Origin of the sequence: Streptomyces sp. NBC_01363, assembly GCF_026340595.1 — a bacterium.
Lineage (GTDB): Bacteria > Actinomycetota > Actinomycetes > Streptomycetales > Streptomycetaceae > Streptomyces.
This window is the reverse complement of record NZ_JAPEPF010000001.1, coordinates 625514-646373: the sequence shown is the minus strand read 5'-3', so window position 1 is coordinate 646373 and position 20860 is coordinate 625514. Positions and strand designations below refer to the sequence as shown.

Below are 20860 nucleotides of genomic sequence, written 5' to 3'. Positions count from 1 at the left end.
GACTCGCTGGACCTGGACAGCGTGGGCTCCTCGGATGCACGGCATCTGTGACCCTGGAGCGGGAAGGGGCGGATGAGACCAGGCAGATGCGGGGTGAAGGGAGAGACGAATGTGCCTCAAAGCTAGCGAGGAGGGGCAACGGACGTCCGACAAATACGCGAACTTCACCCGGACGGGAGAGTTACGGAACGCCTGATGAACCGTAATCAAAGGAGAATGCCCGGCTGTCCCACTGCTTCTGCCTTGTTTTGCCGTAAATAACGGAGGTTTCTACCGATGTCGCCCTCACGTGGCGCTCTTGTGGCCGGTGCGGTCCTCACCGCGGCGGCCGCCGCGACGATCGCCGTCGTCGTCTGGCCGGAAGGCTCCGACAGCGGACTCGCCGGCCAGGGGTCGGACGCCCGCACCCCCGCGCCCACCTCGGCCGCCCCCTCGCCCACCCGGAGCTACCCGCTCTCCACCGCCCCGCGCACCATCCCCGCCGTACGGGAGCACATCGCGGCCCGCGGCCCCGGCTGGCGGCCCGGCCCGGACAGCGGGGTCGTCGTCGCCGGCGGCAGCGGGACGCTAGCGGACGAGGGGCAGCTGCTGGCCAAGGAGCTGAAGATCCACTACCGGGGCGCCGTCCCCGCCCGCGCGGGCGATGTGGAGCTGGCCCTCGCCCCGGGCAAGGGCACCCCGGAGTCGTACACCCTCGACGTCCACGACGGGCGGGTCAGGATCAGCGGACCCGACCAGGCCGGGGTCTTCTACGGGACCCGCACCCTGAAGCAGTCGGTGCGCGCCGACGGCGCGATGCCGGAGGGCGAGGTGCGCGACCGCCCCGACCGGCCGCAGCGCGGCCTCAACCTCGACATCGCGCGCAAGCACTACACCGCCGCCTGGATCGAGGACCGGCTGCGCGAGATGGCCGACCTCAAGCTCAACCAGCTCGGCCTGCACTTCTCCGACGACCAGGCCTTCCGTATCGAGTCCGACACCCACCCCGAGGTGGTGTCGCCGGAGCACCTCAGCAAGGCGGAGGTGCGCCGGATCGTCGGTCTCGCGTCCCGGCTGCACATCGAGGTCGTCCCGGAGATCGACTCGCCGGGGCATCTCGGCGCGGTGCTGCGGGCCCACCCCGACCTCCAGCTGCGCAATGTGTCGGGCACGCGCTCGCCCGGGTCGCTCGACATCTCCAACCCGGGCTCGGCGAAGCTCATCGACGAACTCCTCGGCGAGTACACCGAGCTGTTCGGCGGCGCGTACTGGCATCTGGGCGCCGACGAGTACCTCGCGCTGATGGCACGGAACCCGGCCGCCTCGTATCCGCAGCTGCAGCGCGCCGCCCAGCAGAAGTACGGAGCACAGGCCGGCATCAAGGACCTGACGACCGGCTGGCTGAACGACCGCGCGGCGGTGGTGCGCCCGCACGGCAAACGGCCCAAGGCCTGGAACGACGGCTTCTTCCGCGACGGGATCGTCCACGCCGACAAGGACATCGAGGTCGAGTACTGGACGGGCAAGGAGTACGGCGCCCGGCAGCCCGAGGAGTATCTGCGCGAGGGACGGCGCGTGGTGAACCTCAACGACGAGTTCCTCTATTACGTGCTCGGCCAGCCCAACAACTTCGTCTACCCGACGGGCGAGCGGATCTACGAACAGTGGACCCCGCTCGTCCTGCGCGGCACCCAGCCGGTCCCGGCGCGCTACTCCGGCCAGATCCTCGGCGGCCGGTTCGCGGTCTGGGGCGACCTTCCGCAGGCGCAGACCCCGGCGCAGGTGGCGCAGGGCATCCGGATGCCGCTGCGCGCGACCGCCCAGAAGCTGTGGGTCCCGGGCAAGCCGGCGCTGAGCTGGGACCGGTTCCGGGCCCTGGCCGCACGGATCGACGGGGCGGGCTGAGCGGAATCGGCGTGGACAGCGGGGTGGGCGGGGGCTAGGTTCCGCTTGCCGCGCGTTCCGGGGAGGGGCGCGCGTTCTCGCGTTCGCGCTCAGAACCTTGGGGGGTTCCACTTCATGCTCTGCTCCACCTGCCGTCTCAGACCGCCGGTCACCGCCGACGGACGCTGCCTGCTCTGCGCAGGCCCGGCCGGGGCGGCGGCCCCGATGCCGCCCGCCCCGGCCTTCCTCGCGCCGCAGCAGTACCTGCGCTCGCCCGAGGGGCTCGCGAAGGCCGTCGTCGTGCTGCTGGCAGTCGTCGCCGTGGCCGATGTGCTCGCCGTGGCGGCGGGGCTGAACACCCGCCGCGTGCTCGCGGCCGGACTGGCGAACGACTTCGCGACGTACGACGAAGCGGTGGCGACCTTCGCGGACGATCTGTACGCGGCCGCGAGCTCGCTGCAGACCCTGACGAACCTGGCCACCGGGGTCGTCTTCATTATCTGGTTCCGGCGGGTACGGCTCAACGCCGAGGTGTTCGACCCGAGCCTGCAGTCGATGCGGCCCGGCTGGGCCGTCGGGGCGTGGTTCGTCCCGATCGGCAACCTGGTGCTGCCGCGCCGGATCGCGGGCGGCATCTGGGCCGCGAGCGCCCAGACCAACACCGACGGCAGCTGGCGCACGGTCCCGGCCACCGTGATGAACCTGTGGTGGGGCGCCTGGGTCTGCTCGCAGATCATCACCCAGTACACGGCCCGACGGTACTGGGGGGCCGAGCAGCCGCAGGAACTCCTGGACACGACGGGCCTGTTGGTGGCGACCGACGCCTTCGACATCGTGGCCGCGGTGCTCGCCGTCCTCTTCGTGCGCAAGCTGACCCGGATGCAGGGGGAGCGGGCGGCGCTCGGCGTGTATCCGCTGAGCGCGCCGGGTCTGACGGAGCGCGCCCACTGGGGCCGCGCCCACTGAGCGATGCAATGCGACCCTCGGTAGTGACGCTCGGGGGCCGGTCCGTTGCCGACCGGGGAGCTGCGCCGCCAGGTCCGGATCCTGGAGTTGCTGGCGGAGACCGCGTACGTGCCGGCGGCGGGGCCGGGCTGCGCCAGGTGCTGGACGTATCGGCGGAGGGACAGCGGGTGCTGCGCGCGGGCGGGGGCAGGGCCTGTCCGGCCCGGGAAAACGAGGACGACCGGGGCCGCCGCCCTTGGCCCGGCTGAGCCATGAAAGTGCCTCTGAACAGGCATTTTGTCGTCCGGGTCGAGGTTCTCGTCTACCGCGTGGGCCAGCCCCCGGCCAGGTGGTCCTGCCTGTTCCTGGCGGCGGCTGGTCACGCGTGCCGTCCCTCACCCCCGTCGTCCCGGGACAGTCCGGGGTCAGATCGCCCCGTCGGCGAGTGCCTCCCTGACCTCGTCCCGAAGCAGCCGCACGTACTCCCGTGTCCATGTCTCGACCGTCGCCCGGTCCCACAGGTCGGCCGAGTACTCCACGGCACCCTGCAGAACGTCCTCGGCCGGGGTCAGCACCATGATGAACTCCGACCGGGACGCGGCCGGGGCGATCTCCGCCACCGTGGTGGTGAGCCCCGGCAGTTCGATCCCGGTGTCCAGCGAACTCTCGTAGGCCAGACCGATGGCCAGGCCGTCCGGTATCTCGACGCCCCTGCGCTCCCGCATCGCCGGCGCCACCTGGCGCGGCGACATGGCGTGCTCCATGCCCAGGACCGTCGTACGGGTGACCCGGTCCGTCAGCGCCGCGAAGGAACCGGAGCGCGCGTCACGGACCCGCAGGGCGAACCCGGTGGCCGTGCAGCCCACCAGGGACTCGAACTCGCGGCTCTCCCGGCCCGCATAGGAGATGCTCATGACCACGTCCTCCTGCTGCGCCTTCGCCGCCAGCAGCCGGCCGAGCGCCGCCGCGGTCACCACGAAGGGCGTGGTCGCCCGCCGGACAGCCAGCCGTTCCACATCGGCCCGGACCTCGGCGGGCACGGTGAATTCGATGACCCCGCCCCGCCCGCTGAGGGTGTCGGGCCTCGGCCGGTCCAGCGGCAGATCCGCCGTGAAGGGGGCGTCGGCGAGTTCCTCCACCCAGTAGTCCGTGCGGCGCCCACCGGTCGCCGCCGCGTGGGCGACCTGCCAGTGCGCGTACTCCACCTGCTGCGGCGCCGAGGCTGACAGACCGTGTTCGGTTCCGGTGGCAGCCTTACGGTAGAGCGCGGCGAGTTCCTTCAGCAGCGTGGTCAGGGCCCATCCGTCGCAGGTGCAGTGGTGCAGCACGAGCAGCAGCACCCACTCCTCGGCGCCGGTGCGCAGCAGACGGGTGGAGAGCACGTCCCCCTCGAAGAGGTCGAGCGGTGTCTCCGCCGCCTGCTCGGCGAGCCGTCCCACCTCGGCCTGCCGTTCCGGCTCCGGCCATGAGGTGAGGTCGTCGACGGGCAGGTCCAGGGGGCGGGATTCGAGCACTTCCTGTTGCCAGGAGTCGAGACCCGCACGTACCAGGCGGGTACGCAGCGCTTCATGACGTTCTTGCAGCTGCTGGAGTGCGGTGCGGAGCGATCCGGGGTCCAGCGGGCCGGAGAAGGTGATCCGCAGGGCGACGTTGAAGACCTGCGGCTTGGCGTGGCGGGCGTGCAGGGTGGCGAAGCGCGACTGTTGCTGGCTGGCCGGGCCCCGGCGGAGGACCCTTCTCGATCCGGCGCCGCGCACGAACTCCGTCATCGCGCGCAGTGTGGGTTCCTGGTAGAGCCGCGAAAGCGGGTATTCGATGCCCCACGCCTCTCTGATCCGGTTGACCAGCCTCATCGCGGTGAGCGAATGTCCGCCCAGGTCGAAGAGAGAGACATCCGGATCGACGTCTGACGTGGTGAGGCCGAACTCGGCCGCCCAGAGATCACGAAGTCCGTTCTCCACCGCGGTGAGGGGTTCGGCCTCCGGCGACGGGCGGTCGGCCCGGCGGGCTCCCTCTCCGTCCGCCGGGAGGAAGGGATCGGCCGGCGGGAGCTGCGTCCGGTCCAACTTGCCGTTACCGGTCAGCGGCAGTTCGGTGAGGACCCGCCAGGCGCGCGGCACCATGTACTCCGGCAGGTGGCGGTGCAGCTCTTCGGCCCACCGGTCCGTGCGGGACCGTTGCTCCGTCGTACTGTCGCAGCCCGGCTCGGTGGGTACCACATAGGCGGCCAGGAAGGCTTCGCCGTCCGCACGGCGCAGGCCGACGACGGCCGCCCGGCGGACACCGTCGAGACGGCCCAGCACCCGCGCCACCTCCTCCGGCTCGATCCGGAATCCGCGGATCTTCACCTGGTCGTCGGTACGGCCCACGAACACGAGTCGCCCGTTCGCCGTCCAGCGGACCAGATCACCCGTGCGGTAGTAGCGTGCCTCCGCCCCGCCCTCCGCCCCGCCCTCCGGGGCGGCCACGAACCTCTCCTCGGTGAGGTCCGGCCGGTGCAGATAGCCCGCGGCCACCCCCGGACCACCGACGAAGAGCTCTCCCACCGCACCGATGGGCACCGGCTTGTCCGACGCGTCCACCACGCGCAGCGTGACGTTGTCGACCGGACGCCCGATCGCGATCACGTCCGCTCCGTCGTCCGGGACAGGCCCGTCGGCCCCGGGCGAGACCGTGTCGACGACGCACAGCACGGTCGTCTCGGTCGGGCCGTAGATGTTCACCGTCTCGTAGGGGGCCTCGGGCCCGGGGCGGCTCCGGAGCGCTTCGCCGCCCAGCAGCAGATGGCGCAGCGGGGGCTGATCAGCCGCCGGCAGGCGCAGCACCTGCTCGCCCAGGGCCGTCGGCAGGACGCTGAAGGCGATGTCCTGGTCCGCGTACCACCGGGCCAGGGCGAGCGGATCGCGGCGGACCGCCTCACCGGCCACGACGATCGTGCCGCCCGCCGTCAGCGCCGGCCAGACCTCCAGGAGGGAGGCGTCGAAGCTCTGGCTGCACACGACGGCACTCCGGTCGTCGCCGGTGAACGCGAAGCGTTCGTGGTGCCACTGGCAGAGGTCCACGAGGCCGCGGTGCGTGAGCACGACACCCTTGGGGGTGCCGGTGCTGCCCGAGGTGTAGATGACGGAGCACGCGGAGAAAGGGGACGAGCCCCCGGTGCCGCTTGCCGGCCGGGTGCCCGGCCCGGGGTCTTCCGTCGGGGCGGCGTCCGGTGCGACGACGGTCACCGATCCGGGCAGCCGCAGGTCCTGCGATCCGTCCGCGCCGCTGATCACCGTGCGGGCGCCGCTCTCGGCGATCACCTGCGTGGCGCGGACGGCACCGAGCGACGGGTCGAGCGGCACATACGCGCAACCGGCCCGCAGCACGGCGAGCAGCGCCACGACGAGCTCCGCGGAGCGTGGCAGCCACACCGCCACCAAGGATTCCTGGTCACCGTCCGCCCGGTGTTCCGCGAGCACGGCGGCGAGCCGGCCGGCTCGCTCGTCCAGCTCCCGGTAGGTCAGTACGGCGTCCTCGCCCACCACCGCGGTCCGCGCGGGGTGCTCTGCCGCCTGCCGGGCGATCCAGCCGTGCACGGTGGTGTCCGCGACCGGCCGGACCGGGCCGTGTTCCCAGCTCCCCGGCACCTCGTCACCCTCGACGGCCGTACGCGCGAGCAGGGACAGCGGTGTGCCGGGCTTGCCGACGGCGGCGGCCAGAAGGTCGCGGAAGACCGTGAAGAACATGTCGACGGTGCTCGGCTCGAACAGCTCCGCGTTGTACTCCAGATGACAGCGAACGCCCTCCGGCCGGTCGGTGAAGTAGACCGTCAGGTCGGTCAGCGCCTTGTCGGGGCCCGCGTCCAGTGCGACTGCCTCGATGCCGGGGAGGTCGAGGCGGAACGGCTCCGCCGACTGGAACTCGGCGCACACCTGGAACACCGGCGTGCGGTCCGTCCTGCGTGGCGGAGCGAGCACGCGCACCACCTTCTCGAACGGTGTCCCCGCGTGGTCGTAGGCGTCGAGTGCGGCGGTACGCACCCGGTCCAGCAGCGTCGCGAATCCGGGATCGCCGGCGAGGTCGACCCGCAGCGCGAGGGTGTTGACGAAGAAGCCGATCAGCTCCTCGGCCCGCTGCGGCCGGTCCGAGACCGGGATGCCGATGACGATGTCCTCCTGCCCCGTGACCCGTTGCAGCATCGCCGCCCAGCCGGCCACCAGGGTCATGAACAGGGTGGCGCGGTGGCCGCGGCTCAGCTGCCTGACCTGTTCGGACAGGCCGGGGTCGAGGGAGCGGAAGACGGCACGGCCTTCGGAGGTCATCTCCGCCGGCCGGGGGCGGTCGGTGGGCAGTTCGAGGACCGGCAGGTCACCGCCGAGCACGCGCTGCCAGTGGGCGAGGTCCTGCGCGGTGTCGGGGCCGTCCGCCGCCGCGCGCTGTTCCCGTGCGTGCCCGGCGTAGCTCCAGGTCAGTGCGGGCAGACCGGCCTCCGTGCCGTCGCGCTCCGCCCGGTAGAAGGCGGAGAGGTCCCGGCACAGGACGGTCGCCGAGGCCGCGTCGACCACGATGTGGTGGAACGACAGGACCAGCACGTGCTCGTCGACCGCGGTACGCACGACCCTGCTGACGAACAGCGGGCCGTTCTCCAGGTCGAAGCGGCGGGCGCTCTCCGTCGCCAGTGCCTCCCGTACGGCGGCCTCGGCCCGCAGGGTGCCGTCCACCACGTCGAAGTCGGGCTCGGCGGCCTCCCGCACCAGCTGGACCGCCGAATCGCCGGCCTGCCGGAAGACGGTGCGCAGCCCTTCGTGGCGGGCGACGAGCCGACGCAGCGCGGTGTGCAGCGCCTCGGTGTCGAGCGCACCGCGCAGGCGGATCGCCTTCACCTCGTTGTAGGCGGTGCGTCCCGGGAGCAGGCGTTCCAGGAACCAGATCCGCTCCTGGCCCGGGGACAGGGGCGCACCCGGGTCGGGTGCCCGTCGCTCCCGGTGCCGACGGCGGAGGGCGTCCAGCCGGGGGAGACCGGCGCGCAGTTGGTCCGCACGGACGCCGAAGTCGACCAGCGCGACGATCTCGTCCGCGCCCGCGTCGACCACCGCCTCGACCACGGGCAGGACGGTGTCCACATCGCCGATCAGGGCACGTTGGTCGCAGTAGCGGCCGTAGGCGCGCCGGAAGACCACGTCCAGATCGTCCTCGCTGAGCGATCTCAGGTCGGTGGTGACACCGAGACTGTTGGTGACGCCGCTGAACAGGGACAGGGAGGCCTGCATGTAGCGGGCCATCGGTGCGAAGGCCTCGGACCGGGCGGTGTCGTGGTCCTCGGCGAGATAGGTGTGCAGCAGGACGGCGACCCGCCCGGCGTCCGGGTCGAGGCCGTGCCGCCCCCGGGCCCGGCGGTAGCGGGCGATGTTCTCCCTGAGCTGGTCGATGTCCTGGGTCATCAGGTTGGTCACGATGCCCAGGTCGTGCGCGGCGGCGCGTTCGTACGACTCCGGGTTGGCGACCACCGCCGTGTAGAGCGGCGGCATCGTCTGGACGGGGCGCGGGAAGAGCCGGATCTCCCGTTCGCCGTCCCCGGTGGTGCGGCGCAGTGGCTCGCCCCGCCAGAGGCTCCGCACCTGTTCCAGCCGGTCGTACATCTCCTGCTTGTGCGGCCCGAAGCGCTCGGGGAAGAAGACGAAGTCGTTGGCGTTCCACCCGCTCGCGACACCGAGGCCGATGCGTCCGCCGGAGAGGTTGTCCGCCATGGACCACTCCTCCGCCACCCGGATCGGGTCGTGCAGCGGGAGCACGACCGAGCCGGCGTTGAGGCGGATGCGCCGGGTCTCCCGGGACAGCGCCGCGGCCAGGACGGCGGGGTTCGGGAAGAGGCCGCCGAACGAGTTGAAGTGCCGTTCGGGCATCCACAGTGCCTCGAACCCGTGGTGGTCGGCGAACCGGGCCGCCTCCATGAGCAGTTCGTAGCGGCCCTCCTTCGGGCCGGGTCCGTCGTCCGGGTAGTCGCCGAAGAAGTAGAGGCTGAAGTCCGCGCGGCGCGGCGTCGTGAGCGCCGCGGAATCCGGGGCGGCTACGGGAACGGGGGGCGTATCGGCTACGGGAACGGGGGGCGTATCGGCTACGGGAACGGGCGGCGTGTCGGCCACCGCCTCGGCCACCGCTTCGGCCATCGGGACCGGGAGGGCCGCCGCCGGTGTGACGGCTGCCCGGCCGGGAGCGGGCCTCCGGGACGGGGCTTTGCCGGTGCGGAAGAAGCCGGCTTGCCGCAGGTCCCTCAGCGACCCCCGCACGGCGTCGGCCACGTGCTCGATGTCGCCGTCGGTGTGAGCCGTGGAGAGGAAGAAGTTGCGCCACTCCCATACATGCACGCCCCGCAGCATCAGGTGGTAGTAGAGGAGCTCCATGTCGGCGCGGTGCTCGAAGCGGAACTGGGAGCCGAACCAGCCCATCCGCAGGGGGAATTCCTCGGCCTCGAAGAAGTCGTTGAGCCCGGTGGCCAGTTCGGTCGTCCGGGCGTTGAGCCGTTCCTGCAGGTGCGGACTGTGTTCCTTCAGATGGGTGAGTACGGCGTGCGCCGCGGTCATCGACACGGGGTGCTGCAGGTAGGTGCCGCCGAAGAAGGTGGTGTCGGCGGTCGGGCCGCTGTCGTCCCCGTAGGTCCAGTAGCCGCCGTCGATCCCGTCCATGATGTCGGCGCGGCCGGCGACCGCGCCGATGGGGAATCCGCCGCCGAGGAGCTTCCCGTAGGTGGCGAGATCCGGGGTGACGCCGTAGAGCTCCTGCGCGCCACGGAGAGCGGGGCGGAATCCGGTCAGCATCTCGTCGAACATCAACACGATGCCGTGACGGGCGGTCAGTTCGCGCAGCCTGCGGACGAACGCGGTCGGCTGGAGCGAGGGATGCCTGCTCTGCACCGGTTCGACGACGACCACCGCGATCCGCGACGCGTCGCGTTCGATCGCGTGCAGGGCCTCCTCGCTGCCGTATTCGAGGACGGTCAGCTCGGAGACGGCACTGTGCGGGATGCCCCGGGAGACGGGCACGGTCCCCTCCTGAGCACCGTGGCCGGCCAGCCGGCCCAGCACCTGGTCGGCATGACCGTGGTAGGAGCCCTGGAAGGTGACGATCCGGTCGCGGCCGGTGGCGGCACGGGCGAGACGGATCGCCGCCGCGTTGGCCTCCGTACCGGAGTTGGCGAAGGCCACCCGTTCCATTCCGGTCAGTTCGCACAGCAGCTCGGCGGCCCCGCCCGTCTCGACACTGCGGGGGCCGAGCCGGATGCCTCGGGAGAGGTGTTCGCGTACGGCTTCCCGGACGAAGCCGGGCTCGTGGCCGAAGAGGAGCACCCCGAAGCCCATGGTGATGTCGGTATAGCTGTTGCCGTCGATGTCCTCGATCCGTGCGCCGTCCGCGCGACGGGCCGCCACGGGATAGAGCATCTCCTTGGTCGACCTGCGGAATCCGACGACCGCTCTGCTGTCGGCGAGTCTTCGGCGGTGGCGCTGGGCGAGTTGCCTGGAGGCCGCTGTCCGTGCCGTGTACCGGCGTACGAGGTCGTCGAGATGCTCTTGCTGAGTGCGGGGTGAGGTGGAGCGGACCATGCCGGCATCAGGGGCGATCACCACGCGCGGCCCGTGTGCCTGAGGCTGTGGTGCACTGCCGGCCATGGCTCGCCCGGCGTCGATCTGTTCGGTGATGCGCTGTGCGAGTCCGGCCATGGCGGCCAGGTCCCGGTCCAGGCCGGCCGTGAGGCTCTCCTGCTCGTTCACCGGACCACCTCGTCGTTCGTCAGGGCCGCCGTCGCGTTGCTCCGGAGTGCGAGCAACTGGGAGATCTGGGAGAGCTGGGTGAGCATCTGGAGCTGGATCTGTGACAGCTGCTGGACCCGTTGGGCCAGCTCCAGCAGCTCCTGCCGGGTGACGAAACCGGTGTCCGCGACGGCGTGTTCGACCGGCGGTACGCCGGGGGAGGGTGGTGTGGTGTGCCACGCGGGTATCGGCGTGGGGGCGAACGGCTGAGGAGCGCGGGCGGCCGGCTGCTGGGTGGCCGGTGCCGCAGGTCCGGCGGAGGGGGGCTCCGTCGCGTACGGCTGTGGGAAGGACGGCTGCGGGATGGACGGCTGCGCGGTGGCCGCTGCCGGACCGAAGTGCGTTGCGGCGGGCGGCTCTTCGGACACCGGCCCGGTGGTGGCGGGTGCGGTGGCCGGCAGCGGGGCGGTCCCGGGCTGTCGGGGCAGCCGCGCGGCGACGAGTTCGGCGAGAAGCCGGGGCGTTCCGGTCTCGTCGAACAGCTCTCGCATCGTGACTTTGACGTGGTGCTCCTGTTCGATCTCCCGGAGTGCGTTGATCATGAGGAGCGAGTCCGCACCGAGATCGAAGAACGGGGTGTCGGCCGGGACCGAGGTGAGGTCCTCTCCGAAGGTTCTGGAGAGCACACCGAGGATGCTGTCCAGGAGGTGCCTGGTCTCCGTCGCCTCTGACGTCATGGTGCGTTCCTCTCTCGCCGGGGAAATGGGTCCGCGGGGCCGGGGTGGGGCCCCGACCCAGTGGTGTCGGTGCTGGAAGCGGTAGCCGGGCAGCGGGACACGCCGCCCTCCGGTGCCAGCCAGGAACGTCTCCCAGCGGACATCCGCTCCCGCGCAGTGCAGAGCCGCCGCGGCGCCGAAGAGCGCCGTGAGTCCGGTCTTCCGGTGCAGGGAGGGGGTCGCCCGCACCGCGGGCAGGGAGCGGCGGGCCAGGCTGCTGAGTGTGGTGTGCGGTCCGATCTCCAGGAGCACGTCGGGCCGTTCACCGGCGACGGCACGCAGCGACGCGTCGTAGCGCACCGGCTCGCGGGCATGGCGGACCAGATGCTCCGGGTCCGGCATCCAGCCGGGCTCACGGGTCCGGCCGTCGAGAGAGCTGATGAAGCGGGTCCGTATCGGTGTGAAGGGAGTCTTCGCCAGTACCGCTGCGAACGCGTCGAGCATCGGCTCCATGGCAGCGGTGTGGAAGGCCCGGTCCACCGCGAGGCGTTCGTACGGGGTGCCCCGGTCATCGAGCACGGCGCACATCCGGTCCACGTCCGCGACGGGACCGGCCAGCACCTGGGAGTGTTCCCCGTTGGTCACGGCGAGCTCCAGCCCGGGTCGCGAGGCGGCGAGCTCCGCGGCGGACTCCCGCTCCAGTGCTACCGCCACCATGGCGCCCGGCGCGCAGTGATCCCGCATCAACCGGCCCCGAAGCGTGCTGAGTTCCAGGCCGTCCGCGAGCGACAGCGCCCCGGCCGCGAAGAGCGCCGCGTACTCACCGACGCTGTGGCCCGTCACGGCCCAGGGCCTGACACCCGACTCCTCCCACAGCCGGACCAGGGCGCACTGCAGGGCGAACAGGGCCGGCTGCGCGGTCGCGGTCGGCCAGACAGCCCCCGGTGTGCCCGCCCCCTCGGTGAGGAGTCCGGCCAGCATCGGTTCACCGGTGAGACGGCGATGCCACGCCTCGCAGGCGTCAAGGACCTCACGCACGACGGGAAACCGTTCGTACAGGGCCGCCGCCGCTCCGGGGCGCAGCGAACCCTGGCCGGTGAACTGGAACACCACCCGGGTGGGCGCGTCCCCCGGCGACACGGGGCCCGCGGCGGTCGTGAGCGGTGCGGGGCCGGAGAGCCAGGCGTCGAGAGCATCGGCCAGCGCGGACGGTGTGCTTGCCCGGACCGCGATCCGGTGCCGGCCGTGCGAGCGCCCGAGGGCGGCGGTCGTGACGAGATCCGCCAAGGGCAGAGCGGTCCGCCTGCGGAGCACGTCGCGCAGGGACCGTACGTTGTCGGCGAGGGCTTCCCGGCTCGTCGCGGAGACCAGGAGCACGTCCGGCGGGGCCGCGGTGGCGGAACGCGGCCCGGGTTCGGGGGCTTCCTCGAGGATCAGGTGGACGTTGGTGCCGCCGATCCCGAGCGACGTGACACCCGCTCGCCGGGGGGTGCCGTTCTCGGGCCACGGCTGGAGGGCACGGGGTGCGTAGAACGGGCTGTCCTCCAGCCCGAGCAGCGGGCTGGGATCGCTGAAGCCCCCGATCGGCGGGATCACACCGTGTCTGAGCACCAGCAGGGCCTTGACGAGACCGGCCAGTCCGGACGCCACGTCGAGGTGCCCGATGTTGGTCTTGACGGCTCCGAGAGCGCAGTAGCCGGTCCGGTCCGTGTCCTGCCGGTACGCCGCGCCCGCCCCTTCCAGCTCGATGGGATCGCCCTTGAGGGTGCCGGTGCCGTGGGTCTCCAGATACCCGATGGTGTCCGCCCCGACGCCCGCGTGGTCCAGCGCCCGGCGTACGGCTTCCTGCTGGCCCCGCGCACTGGGTGCCGCGAACGCCTGCTTGCCGGCGCCGTCGTTGCAGATGCCCCAGCCACGGATGACGCCGTGCACGGTGTCGCCGTCCGCGAGCGCACGGGTCAGCCGCTTCAGTACGACGGCCACGACTCCGGTGCCTCCGACGGTCCCGTTCGCGGCCGCGTCGAACGCCCGGAGCCGGCCGGTCCTGGAGAGGATCGAGCCCTTGACGTAGTGGTAGCCGAGGACCTGCGGGACATGGATGGCGCTGGCGCCGGCCAGCGCGATGTCGCATTCGTCCAGCAGCAGGGACTGGGCGGCCAGGTGCACACCCACCAGCGAACTGGAGCAGGCCGTCTGGACGTTGACGGCGGGGCCGGTGAGACCGAGCCGGTAGGCGACCCGGGTCGCGTTGAAGTCGGTGTAGTTGCCCACCAGGACCTGCATGCCGGCCAGCCAGTCGGCGATGTCCTCGTTCGGCAGGACGTTGTTGAGCAGATAGGACTGCATGTTGTACAGGTGGTAGCCGGTGCTGGCATAGACCCCGATCCGCTTTCCGTCCCGCTCGTCGGGGTAGCCGGCGTTCTCCAGGGCGTGCTGCGCGCACTCCAGGAACAGGCGGTGCTGGGGGTCGGTCAGGCGGGCCTCGCGGGCGCTCATCCCGAAGTGCCGGGCATCGAACCCGGTGATGTCGTCCAGGACGGCCGAGGCGCCGATGAAGTCGTCGCGCCGGTACAGCTCCTCGGGGACGCCCGCGGCCTTCAGCTCGTCCTTCGTGAAGCGGGTGAAGCGGTCCTCGCCGTTGCGGATGATGCGCCACAGGTCCTCCGGCGTGTCGGCCCCCGGCAACCGGAAGGACATCCCGACCACGGCGATGCGGGGGTCCTGCCCGCCGCCGCCCATCAGCCGCGCCCTTCGCGCAAGGTGCCGCTGCCGGGCTGTCGCACCCGGTCGGGCCCGGCCGGGGAACGGCGCAGCACGAGCAGCGTCAGCAGGGCGAGGCACAGGACGATGGCGAGGCCGTGCAGGGAGGCGACCACCTGGAACGGGGACAAGGACTCCAGCAGCGATCCGCTGATCAGCATCCCCAGTCCGAACCCGGCGTTCTCGGCCGAGGCGGAGAGCCCGAAGAGGCGTCCGCGCTGCTCGTCGGGGACCGCCTGGAGCCGTGACACGTAAACGATTTCGGTGACTCCGTCCGCCGCTCCCGCGACGAGTGCCGTGGCGAGTGTCGGCACGGTGGGCAGCCCGCTGAACACGACGATGAACGCTCCTGACATGACGCAGGCGCCGACCGCGAAGGCCCGCTCGCCCAAGGTGTGCCCGGTCCGGCGGGTGTGCCGGGCCAGCACCTGCTGGGCGATGATGGTGCCGACTGCCCACGTGGCCCAGAACTGGCTGATGAAGGTGGCCGGATGATCGGGGTCCAGCAGGCTGGAGTAGACGGGCAGCGCGACGTTGTGCGAGGAGGATCCCAGCCCGTCGACGGCCCGCACGGCGATCATCGCCATCAGCACCGGCGCGCCGGCCCACAGCAACCGGACGGAATGGTGACCGGCGCTCGACGTGCCGTCCTCGGCGCCCTCGGGTCCCTCGGTCCGGGCCCTCGTGCGGATCGGCAGCATCAGCAGTACCGAGGCGGAGAACAGGAACGTGACCGCGTCCAGGACGAACGCCGCCGTGTACCCGAGCTGCGCCACCACCACACCCGCCGAGGCGAAGCCCGCGATCATGGCGAGGGAACGGCCGGTGACCAGCTGACCGTTGGCGCGGCTCCGGTGCTCGGCCCCCACGATCTCCGGGATGCTGCTGCGCAGAGCGACCTGCGAGAGCGTCGAGCAGCCCCCGGTGACCACGGCCAGGCAGTACAGCAAGGAGATCCGGCCGGCCTCCGGGGCCAGGAGCAGCGCCAGGAGTGCCAGCGCCTGGCCGAGGTCGGCGCCGACGATCAGACGTTTGCGGTCGTACGCCGAGACGAGGCGCCCGCTCACGAACCCCGCCCCCACGCTCGTCCCCAGCCGTACCGCCATGAAGAGCCCTGCGGCCAGGGCGCTCCCGGTGACGTCGTAGACGAAGACGTTCAGCGCGACCATGTTCAGATAACTGCCGTACGCGGAAACGCCGTTACCGAGAACGAGCAGCCGGAAATGCTTCATGCGCACCCTTTCGGAACCACGAGGGGAGTTGGCGCCGATCGCCCGCTGCCCCAGCCTCATCTGCTGGACCGGTCCCCCAACACCCCATCCCCGCAAGGAGTTCACTGGTTCGCCACATGTACCTGCCAATTCCGTCAAGCCTTGCCCGTCTGTCACAGGCTTCACACCAGGCCGCTGACATTTCCGGGTTCCGATCGATCCGTGGACGCACGGGTGATCACGGCGACGGGGTCGGCGACGTACGCCGCCACGGGTGTCCCGACCGGTTCCGCGGCCACGACCGGCGGCACGGCGAGGTCACGAACGACCTGGAGACGGGTGAGAACGGCGGGAGTGGGTGCCGGCGTCCGGCATCACTCTCCGGGGCGCGCGATGTCCCCGTGCGGAAGGCGCCGGGTCGAGGGGGCTCGCAAGCCGGCTTCGGGGGCGGCGCGGCGCGTCGGTTTGGCGAAGCTCGGACGAACCGGCCGGCGCGTTGGTCGCGCGGCTGGTCACGTGAGTGGTCTGCTCACGTCAAAAGTGCAAGTCGGGGGGATGGCGGGAAACGAGGACGACCGGGGCCGCCACCCCCCACAGGAGAGGCCCCGGTCGTCTTCCGCGGGGCCGTAGGACGACCCCGTACTCCACTCAGCGCCGTCGCTGCGTTTTCTGTCACACCACCAGGAGTCCGGGGAATGTTGCGGGTTGTACAAGACATGGACGCGACCCCCGCCGAGGACGTAGCGTGCGGAGTCGCGCAGGGTGGCGCGGCAGTGATGACCAGCTGCGATTCGGGACAGCAGGGCAGGTTGAGGGAGTGCTGGGGGACGACGCGGAGCTCACTGCCGCGGTACTCGCGGCACAGGACGGGGACGAGGACGCCTTCCGTACTGTGTACCGCGCTGTGCAGCCGCGGTTGCTGGGCTACATACGGACACTGGTGGGGGAGCCGGACGCCGAGGACGTGGCGTCCGAGTCCTGGCTGCAGATAGCGCGCGACCTCGACCGGTTCAGCGGCGACGCCGACCGCTTCCGCGGCTGGGCGGCGCGCATAGCCCGCAACCGCGCGCTGGACCATCTGCGGATGCGCGGCAGGCGCCCCGCGGTCGGCGGCGACGAGTCGGAGCTGTCCGAGCGGCCGGCCGAGTCCGACACCGCCGGCGAGGCGATGGAGGCCCTGGCCACCGGCCGCACGATGTCGCTCATCGCCCAGCTGCCGCAGGACCAGGCCGAGGCCGTGGTGCTGCGGGTGGTCGTGGGCCTGGACGCGAAGAGCGCCGCGCAGACGCTGGGCAAGCGTCCGGGGGCGGTACGCACCGCGGCGCACCGGGGACTGAAGCGGCTGGCCGAGCTGTTGCGTACGGACGCCGACAGCACCGACAACACCGACTCCCACCCCGGCGGAACGGGCACCGACGACTCCGACGACGCCGCGACAGCGGGGGATCCGGCGGACCCGTCCGCCCCGCACCGGAGCGCGGCGGGCCGGACGGCGGAACTCGACGCGGTGCCCGCCCAGCGCCCCGCCCGCAACGGTCTGGCGGCGCCGGCGGGTGTGACGCATTCGCGTCCGTGGACGCAGAGGGACATGTGATGGCCGACGAGCGGTACGAATGGCTTGACAAGGACGCCGCGGAGAGATTGCTCCGCGGCGAGCCGGTCGATCCCGTCGGCGGTCAATCGTGTACGGACGCCGAGAGGCTCGTCGCCGCGCTGGACGCAGCCGCACGGACCGCCCGCCCGGCCACCGGTGAACTGCCCGGCGAGGCCGCGGCGCTGGCCGCCTTCCGCACGGCCACCCACTCCGCGCGTGCGAGGACCCGGGCGAACGCGCAGCCGAGGGGCGCCACCGAGAATGCGGGCCGGCCGGCGGGTGCCGAAATGCTCGAACCGGTACGCATCGGGGCCACGCTCGTCGGCTCCGTCCCGTCCGGGGACTCCCGCCGTATCCGCTCCTCGCGCTGGAGCCGACCCGTCCGCTTCGGCCTGGTCGCCTCCCTCGCGGGCTGTGCGCTCGGCGGGGTGGCCGTGGCGGCGGGGACCGGGATGCTTCCCGGCCCGTTCGGCGGGCACGCCCCCCTGCCGGCCACCTCCGTCTCGGCAGCGGCGACACCCGAGGAGCTCGGTTCGGGGCTCACCGAGGAGGAGACCCCGCAGCCACCGCCGGCCGCCTCCCCGAGCGCGGACACCTCCACGCCCCCCGCGGCCCCCTCCACCCCGGCCGGTGCCCCGGATCCCGGCGGATCGGGCCGCGCGAAGGAGCACAAGGGCGGCGACGACCGGAAGCCCGGCGGCGCCGCGACCGGCTCCACGGCCGGCCCCCGGAACGGCGAACTGCCCGAGAGCTCCGGGAAGACCGGCTCCGGCGAGTGGTACGCCAAGGCGCTCAAGGCCTGCCGCGACTACCGCGACGGCAAGCTGGACGACAAGCGCAGACGCAAGCTCGAAGCGCTGGCGAAGGGCGCCCGCAATCTGGACCGGTTCTGCGACCGGGTGATCGCGAGATCCGGCCAGGGCCAGAACAATCAGGGCGACGACGGCGACGACGACGAGCAGGGCAACGACGGTTCGAACTGGAACAACGGCATCGGCTTCGGCTCCGGCATGCCCTCGTCGATCCGGTTCGCCAACGGTGTGCGGCTGCCGCAGACCCCGGTCTCCCTGACGCCCTCGGCCCGGACCCCCGGCTGAGCGGAGCCGTACACGGCAGGCCTTTTCGAGCCCTCCACCGCCAGGTGTGACGTTTTTCGAGGCCGCGGCGCAGTACTGAGTGAGCCGACTGGTCATCGGCAGCGCACAGAGCCGGGGTTCCCCCCGTACCTACGGCTCAGCGCACATGGCGCGGGCGGGACACGTTCCCCCGGTCCCGTCCGCGCCTCTTCTCCTCCTCTTCCCGCCGGTCGGCCCTATCCGAGGACGACGACCTTGTCGCCGTTCTTCACCTGGGCGAAGAGCGAGGCGATCTTCCCCTCGTCCCGGACGTTGACGCAGCCGTGCGAGGCCCCGTTGTAGCCGCGGGCCGCGAAGTCCGCCGAGTAGTGCACCGCCTGGCCGCCGCTGAAGAACATCGCGTACGGCATGGCCGTGTGGTAGATCGTCGACACGTGGTGGCGGGACTTCCAGTAGACGGAGAAGGTGCCCTCGCGCGTCGGCGTGTACTGGGAGCCGAAGCGGACGTCCATCGACGACACGACGCGGCCGTCGATCATCCATGACAGCGTCCGGCTGTTCTTGCTGATGCACAGGACCCGGCCGGTCATGCAGCGCTTGTCCGGCTTGGCGGCCGGCCGGGTGGTCGGCGGATTCAGCTCGGCGGCCGTCGGCTCGTGCGTCATGCCGAGCAGCTTCTGCCAGGTGAGGGTGTCCGTCCTGCCCGTACGGGAGAGGCCGCGCTTGCCCTGGAAGGACTGGACCGCGGCGACCGTGACGGAGCCGTAGTAGCCGGTGGGGCTGCGGTCGAAGTGGCCGATCTGCCGCAGCCGGGCCTGGAGTTCCCGCACCTGCTTGCTCTCGGTACCGCTCGCCATCAGCGTCGTGCCCTGCGGGTCGGGCTTCGGCGTGGGCGACGCGGTGGCCTCCGGCGAGGACGCGGCGGGCGTCGGCGGCCGGGAGGCGGGCTTGTCGTCGTCGGTGGTCGTGGCCGTGGCCCGCGGCGGTGCCGACGGGGCCGCCGGTGCGCTGCCGGTGGCCTGTGCCTTGCAGCCGGCCGCCGCGGTGACGGTGAGGACGGCGAGCACCGCCGCGGCCCCCGCCCGACCCCGCCTGCCGGTCCGCGCCGTGCCCCGTATCGAGGTGCGCGATGTGCTCCTGGTGGTGCTGTCCATCATCTCGGCCCCCTGTGTGTCCGGTGTCCCCTTGGACGGATTCCCGCTCTGCCCGGTTGCCAAAGCCCGCGCATGATGGGGAGTGCGGCGGCGAGGGCCGTGGGGGAGGGCTGTGAGCAAGGTCCCAGCCCCTGCCCCTCCAACGGTCTCGCGCCCGCCGCTACAGTCCGTCGCGGGAACCGTGGTTACCAGCAAGTAGCTTTACTGAGCAGCTTCAGCGGGAGGCACAGCAGATGACGCGCGAGTCGGAGTCGGGACTGCCCATCGAACCGGTCTACGGGCCGGACGCACTCGACGGCTGGAACCCCGGCGAAAAGCTGGGAGAGCCGGGTGCCTACCCCTTCACACGCGGTGTCTACCCCTCGATGTATACCGGCCGGCCGTGGACGATGCGCCAGTACGCCGGTTTCGGTACGGCCACGGAATCCAACGCCCGCTACCAGCAGCTGATCGCCAACGGGACGACGGGCCTGTCCGTCGCCTTCGACCTGCCCACCCAGATGGGCCACGACTCCGACGCGCCGATCGCGTCCGGCGAGGTCGGCAAGGTCGGCGTCGCGATCGACTCGATCGACGACATGCGGGTCCTGTTCGACGGGATCCCGCTGGACAAGGTCTCCACGTCCATGACGATCAACGCCCCGGCGGCGCTGCTCCTGCTGCTGTACCAACTGGTCGGCGAGGAGCAGGGGGTCCCGGCGGACAGGCTCACCGGCACCATCCAGAACGATGTGCTCAAGGAGTACATCGCGCGCGGCACGTACATCTTCCCGCCGGCGCCCTCGCTGCGGCTGATCGCCGACATCTTCAAGTACTGCCGGGCCGAGATCCCGAAGTGGAACACCATCTCGATCTCCGGCTACCACATGGCCGAGGCCGGGGCCTCGCCCGCGCAGGAGATCGCGTTCACCCTCGCCGACGGCATCGAGTACGTCCGTACCGCCGTCGCGGCCGGCATGGACGTCGACGACTTCGCGCCCCGTCTCTCCTTCTTCTTCGTCGCCCGCACGACGATCCTCGAAGAGGTCGCCAAGTTCCGTGCGGCCCGCCGGATCTGGGCCCGGGTGATGAGGGAGGAGTTCGGCGCGAAGAACCCCAAGTCGCTGATGCTGCGCTTCCACACCCAGACCGCGGGCGTCCAGCTCACCGCCCAGCAGCCCGAGGTCAATCTGGTGCGCGTCGCCGTGCAGGGCCTGGCCGCGGTCCTCGGCGGCACGCAGTCGCTGCACACCAACTCCTTCGACGAGGCCATCGCCCTCCCCACCGACAAGTCCGCCCGCCTGGCCCTGCGCACCCAGCAGGTCCTGGCGTACGAGACGGACGTCACCGCGACCGTCGACCCGTTCGCCGGGTCGTACGTCGTCGAGAGGATGACCGACGACGTCGAGGCCGCGGCCCTGGAGCTGATGGCCAGGATCGAGGACATGGGCGGCGCGGTCAGCGCGATCGAGCGCGGCTTCCAGAAGGGCGAGATCGAGCGTTCCGCGTACCGCATCGCCCTGGAGACCGACAGCGCGGAGCGCGTCGTGGTCGGCGTGAACCGCTTCCAGCTCGACGAGGAGGAGCCGTACGAGCCGCTCCGCGTCGACCCCGCGATCGAGGCCGAGCAGGCGGCCCGCCTGGCGAAGCTCCGCGCCGCACGCGACCAGGACGCGGTGGACACGGCGCTGGCCCGGCTGCGGAAGGCCGCCGAGGGCACGGACAACGTCCTCTACCCGATGAAGGACGCGCTCAGGGCGCGGGCGACGGTGGGCGAGGTGTGCGACGCGCTGCGCGAGGTGTGGGGGAGGCATGTGCCGTCGGACGCGTTCTGA

The 20860-nt window shown here is 71.7% G+C and carries 9 protein-coding genes and 1 pseudogene; 6 read left to right on the top strand and 4 right to left on the bottom strand.

The window, feature by feature from the left end; all coding sequences use genetic code 11:
• Positions 1-276 precede the first annotated feature (276 nt).
• From OG611_RS02930 to OG611_RS02920, 3 genes and pseudogenes are all read left to right on the top strand, one after another.
• Positions 277-1884 (top strand): glycoside hydrolase family 20 protein, encoded by a 1608-nt coding sequence (locus OG611_RS02930; protein WP_266415228.1) that lies wholly within the window; start codon positions 277-279, stop codon positions 1882-1884.
• A 114-nt stretch (positions 1885-1998) separates the two neighbouring features.
• A complete protein-coding gene (locus OG611_RS02925; RefSeq protein WP_266415227.1) occupies positions 1999-2829 on the top strand; it encodes a DUF4328 domain-containing protein in 831 nt (276 codons plus the stop codon).
• A 39-nt stretch (positions 2830-2868) separates the two neighbouring features.
• A pseudogene (locus tag OG611_RS02920) lies at positions 2869-3077 on the top strand (hypothetical protein); the annotation flags it as partial.
• 156 nt (positions 3078-3233) lie between these two features.
• Here OG611_RS02920 and OG611_RS02915 read toward each other — a convergent pair.
• The 3 genes from OG611_RS02915 to OG611_RS02905 are packed head-to-tail and all read right to left on the bottom strand — an operon-like array spanning position 3234 to position 15243.
• Positions 3234-10556 carry a MupA/Atu3671 family FMN-dependent luciferase-like monooxygenase gene (locus tag OG611_RS02915; protein ID WP_266415226.1) on the bottom strand — a complete coding sequence of 2441 codons (7323 nt, stop codon included), beginning with the start codon at positions 10554-10556 and terminating at the stop codon, positions 3234-3236.
• Positions 10553-13990, bottom strand: coding sequence for a type I polyketide synthase (locus tag OG611_RS02910; protein ID WP_266415225.1), 3438 nt, complete (start codon positions 13988-13990; stop codon positions 10553-10555). The genes OG611_RS02915 and OG611_RS02910 overlap by 4 nt, the downstream gene beginning before the upstream one ends.
• Positions 13990-15243 carry an MFS transporter gene (locus OG611_RS02905; protein ID WP_266415224.1) on the bottom strand — a complete coding sequence of 418 codons (1254 nt, stop codon included), beginning with the start codon at positions 15241-15243 and terminating at the stop codon, positions 13990-13992. The genes OG611_RS02910 and OG611_RS02905 overlap by 1 nt, the downstream gene beginning before the upstream one ends.
• Positions 15244-16039: 796 nt before the next feature.
• Here OG611_RS02905 and OG611_RS02900 point away from each other — a divergent pair.
• The gene (locus OG611_RS02900) at positions 16040-16816 is read left to right on the top strand and encodes an RNA polymerase sigma factor (RefSeq protein ID WP_266415223.1); all 777 of its coding nucleotides are present in this window, start codon (positions 16040-16042) and stop codon (positions 16814-16816) included.
• Positions 16795-17913, top strand: a complete 1119-nt coding sequence (locus OG611_RS02895) for a hypothetical protein (RefSeq protein WP_266415222.1) — start codon at positions 16795-16797, stop codon at positions 17911-17913. The genes OG611_RS02900 and OG611_RS02895 overlap by 22 nt, the downstream gene beginning before the upstream one ends.
• Before the next feature lie 215 nt (positions 17914-18128).
• On the opposite strand, the gene OG611_RS02890 is transcribed toward OG611_RS02895, so the two are convergent.
• Positions 18129-19049: a L,D-transpeptidase family protein gene (locus OG611_RS02890; protein WP_266415221.1), complete on the bottom strand. Its 921-nt coding sequence runs from the start codon at positions 19047-19049 to the stop codon at positions 18129-18131.
• A gap of 230 nt (positions 19050-19279) precedes the next feature.
• Between OG611_RS02890 and OG611_RS02885 the strand changes: the two genes are divergently transcribed.
• Positions 19280-20860, top strand: a complete 1581-nt coding sequence (locus tag OG611_RS02885) for a methylmalonyl-CoA mutase (RefSeq protein WP_266415220.1) — start codon at positions 19280-19282, stop codon at positions 20858-20860.

Coding starts and splice junctions, on each gene's coding strand:
- OG611_RS02890 (WP_266415221.1), bottom strand. CDS start 19,049: ATGATGGACAGCACCACCAGGAGCACATCGCGCACCTCGATACGGGGC.
- OG611_RS02905 (WP_266415224.1), bottom strand. CDS start 15,243: ATGAAGCATTTCCGGCTGCTCGTTCTCGGTAACGGCGTTTCCGCGTAC.
- OG611_RS02925 (WP_266415227.1), top strand. CDS start 1,999: ATGCTCTGCTCCACCTGCCGTCTCAGACCGCCGGTCACCGCCGACGGA.
- OG611_RS02885 (WP_266415220.1), top strand. CDS start 19,280: ATGACGCGCGAGTCGGAGTCGGGACTGCCCATCGAACCGGTCTACGGG.
- OG611_RS02930 (WP_266415228.1), top strand. CDS start 277: ATGTCGCCCTCACGTGGCGCTCTTGTGGCCGGTGCGGTCCTCACCGCG.
- OG611_RS02910 (WP_266415225.1), bottom strand. CDS start 13,990: ATGGGCGGCGGCGGGCAGGACCCCCGCATCGCCGTGGTCGGGATGTCC.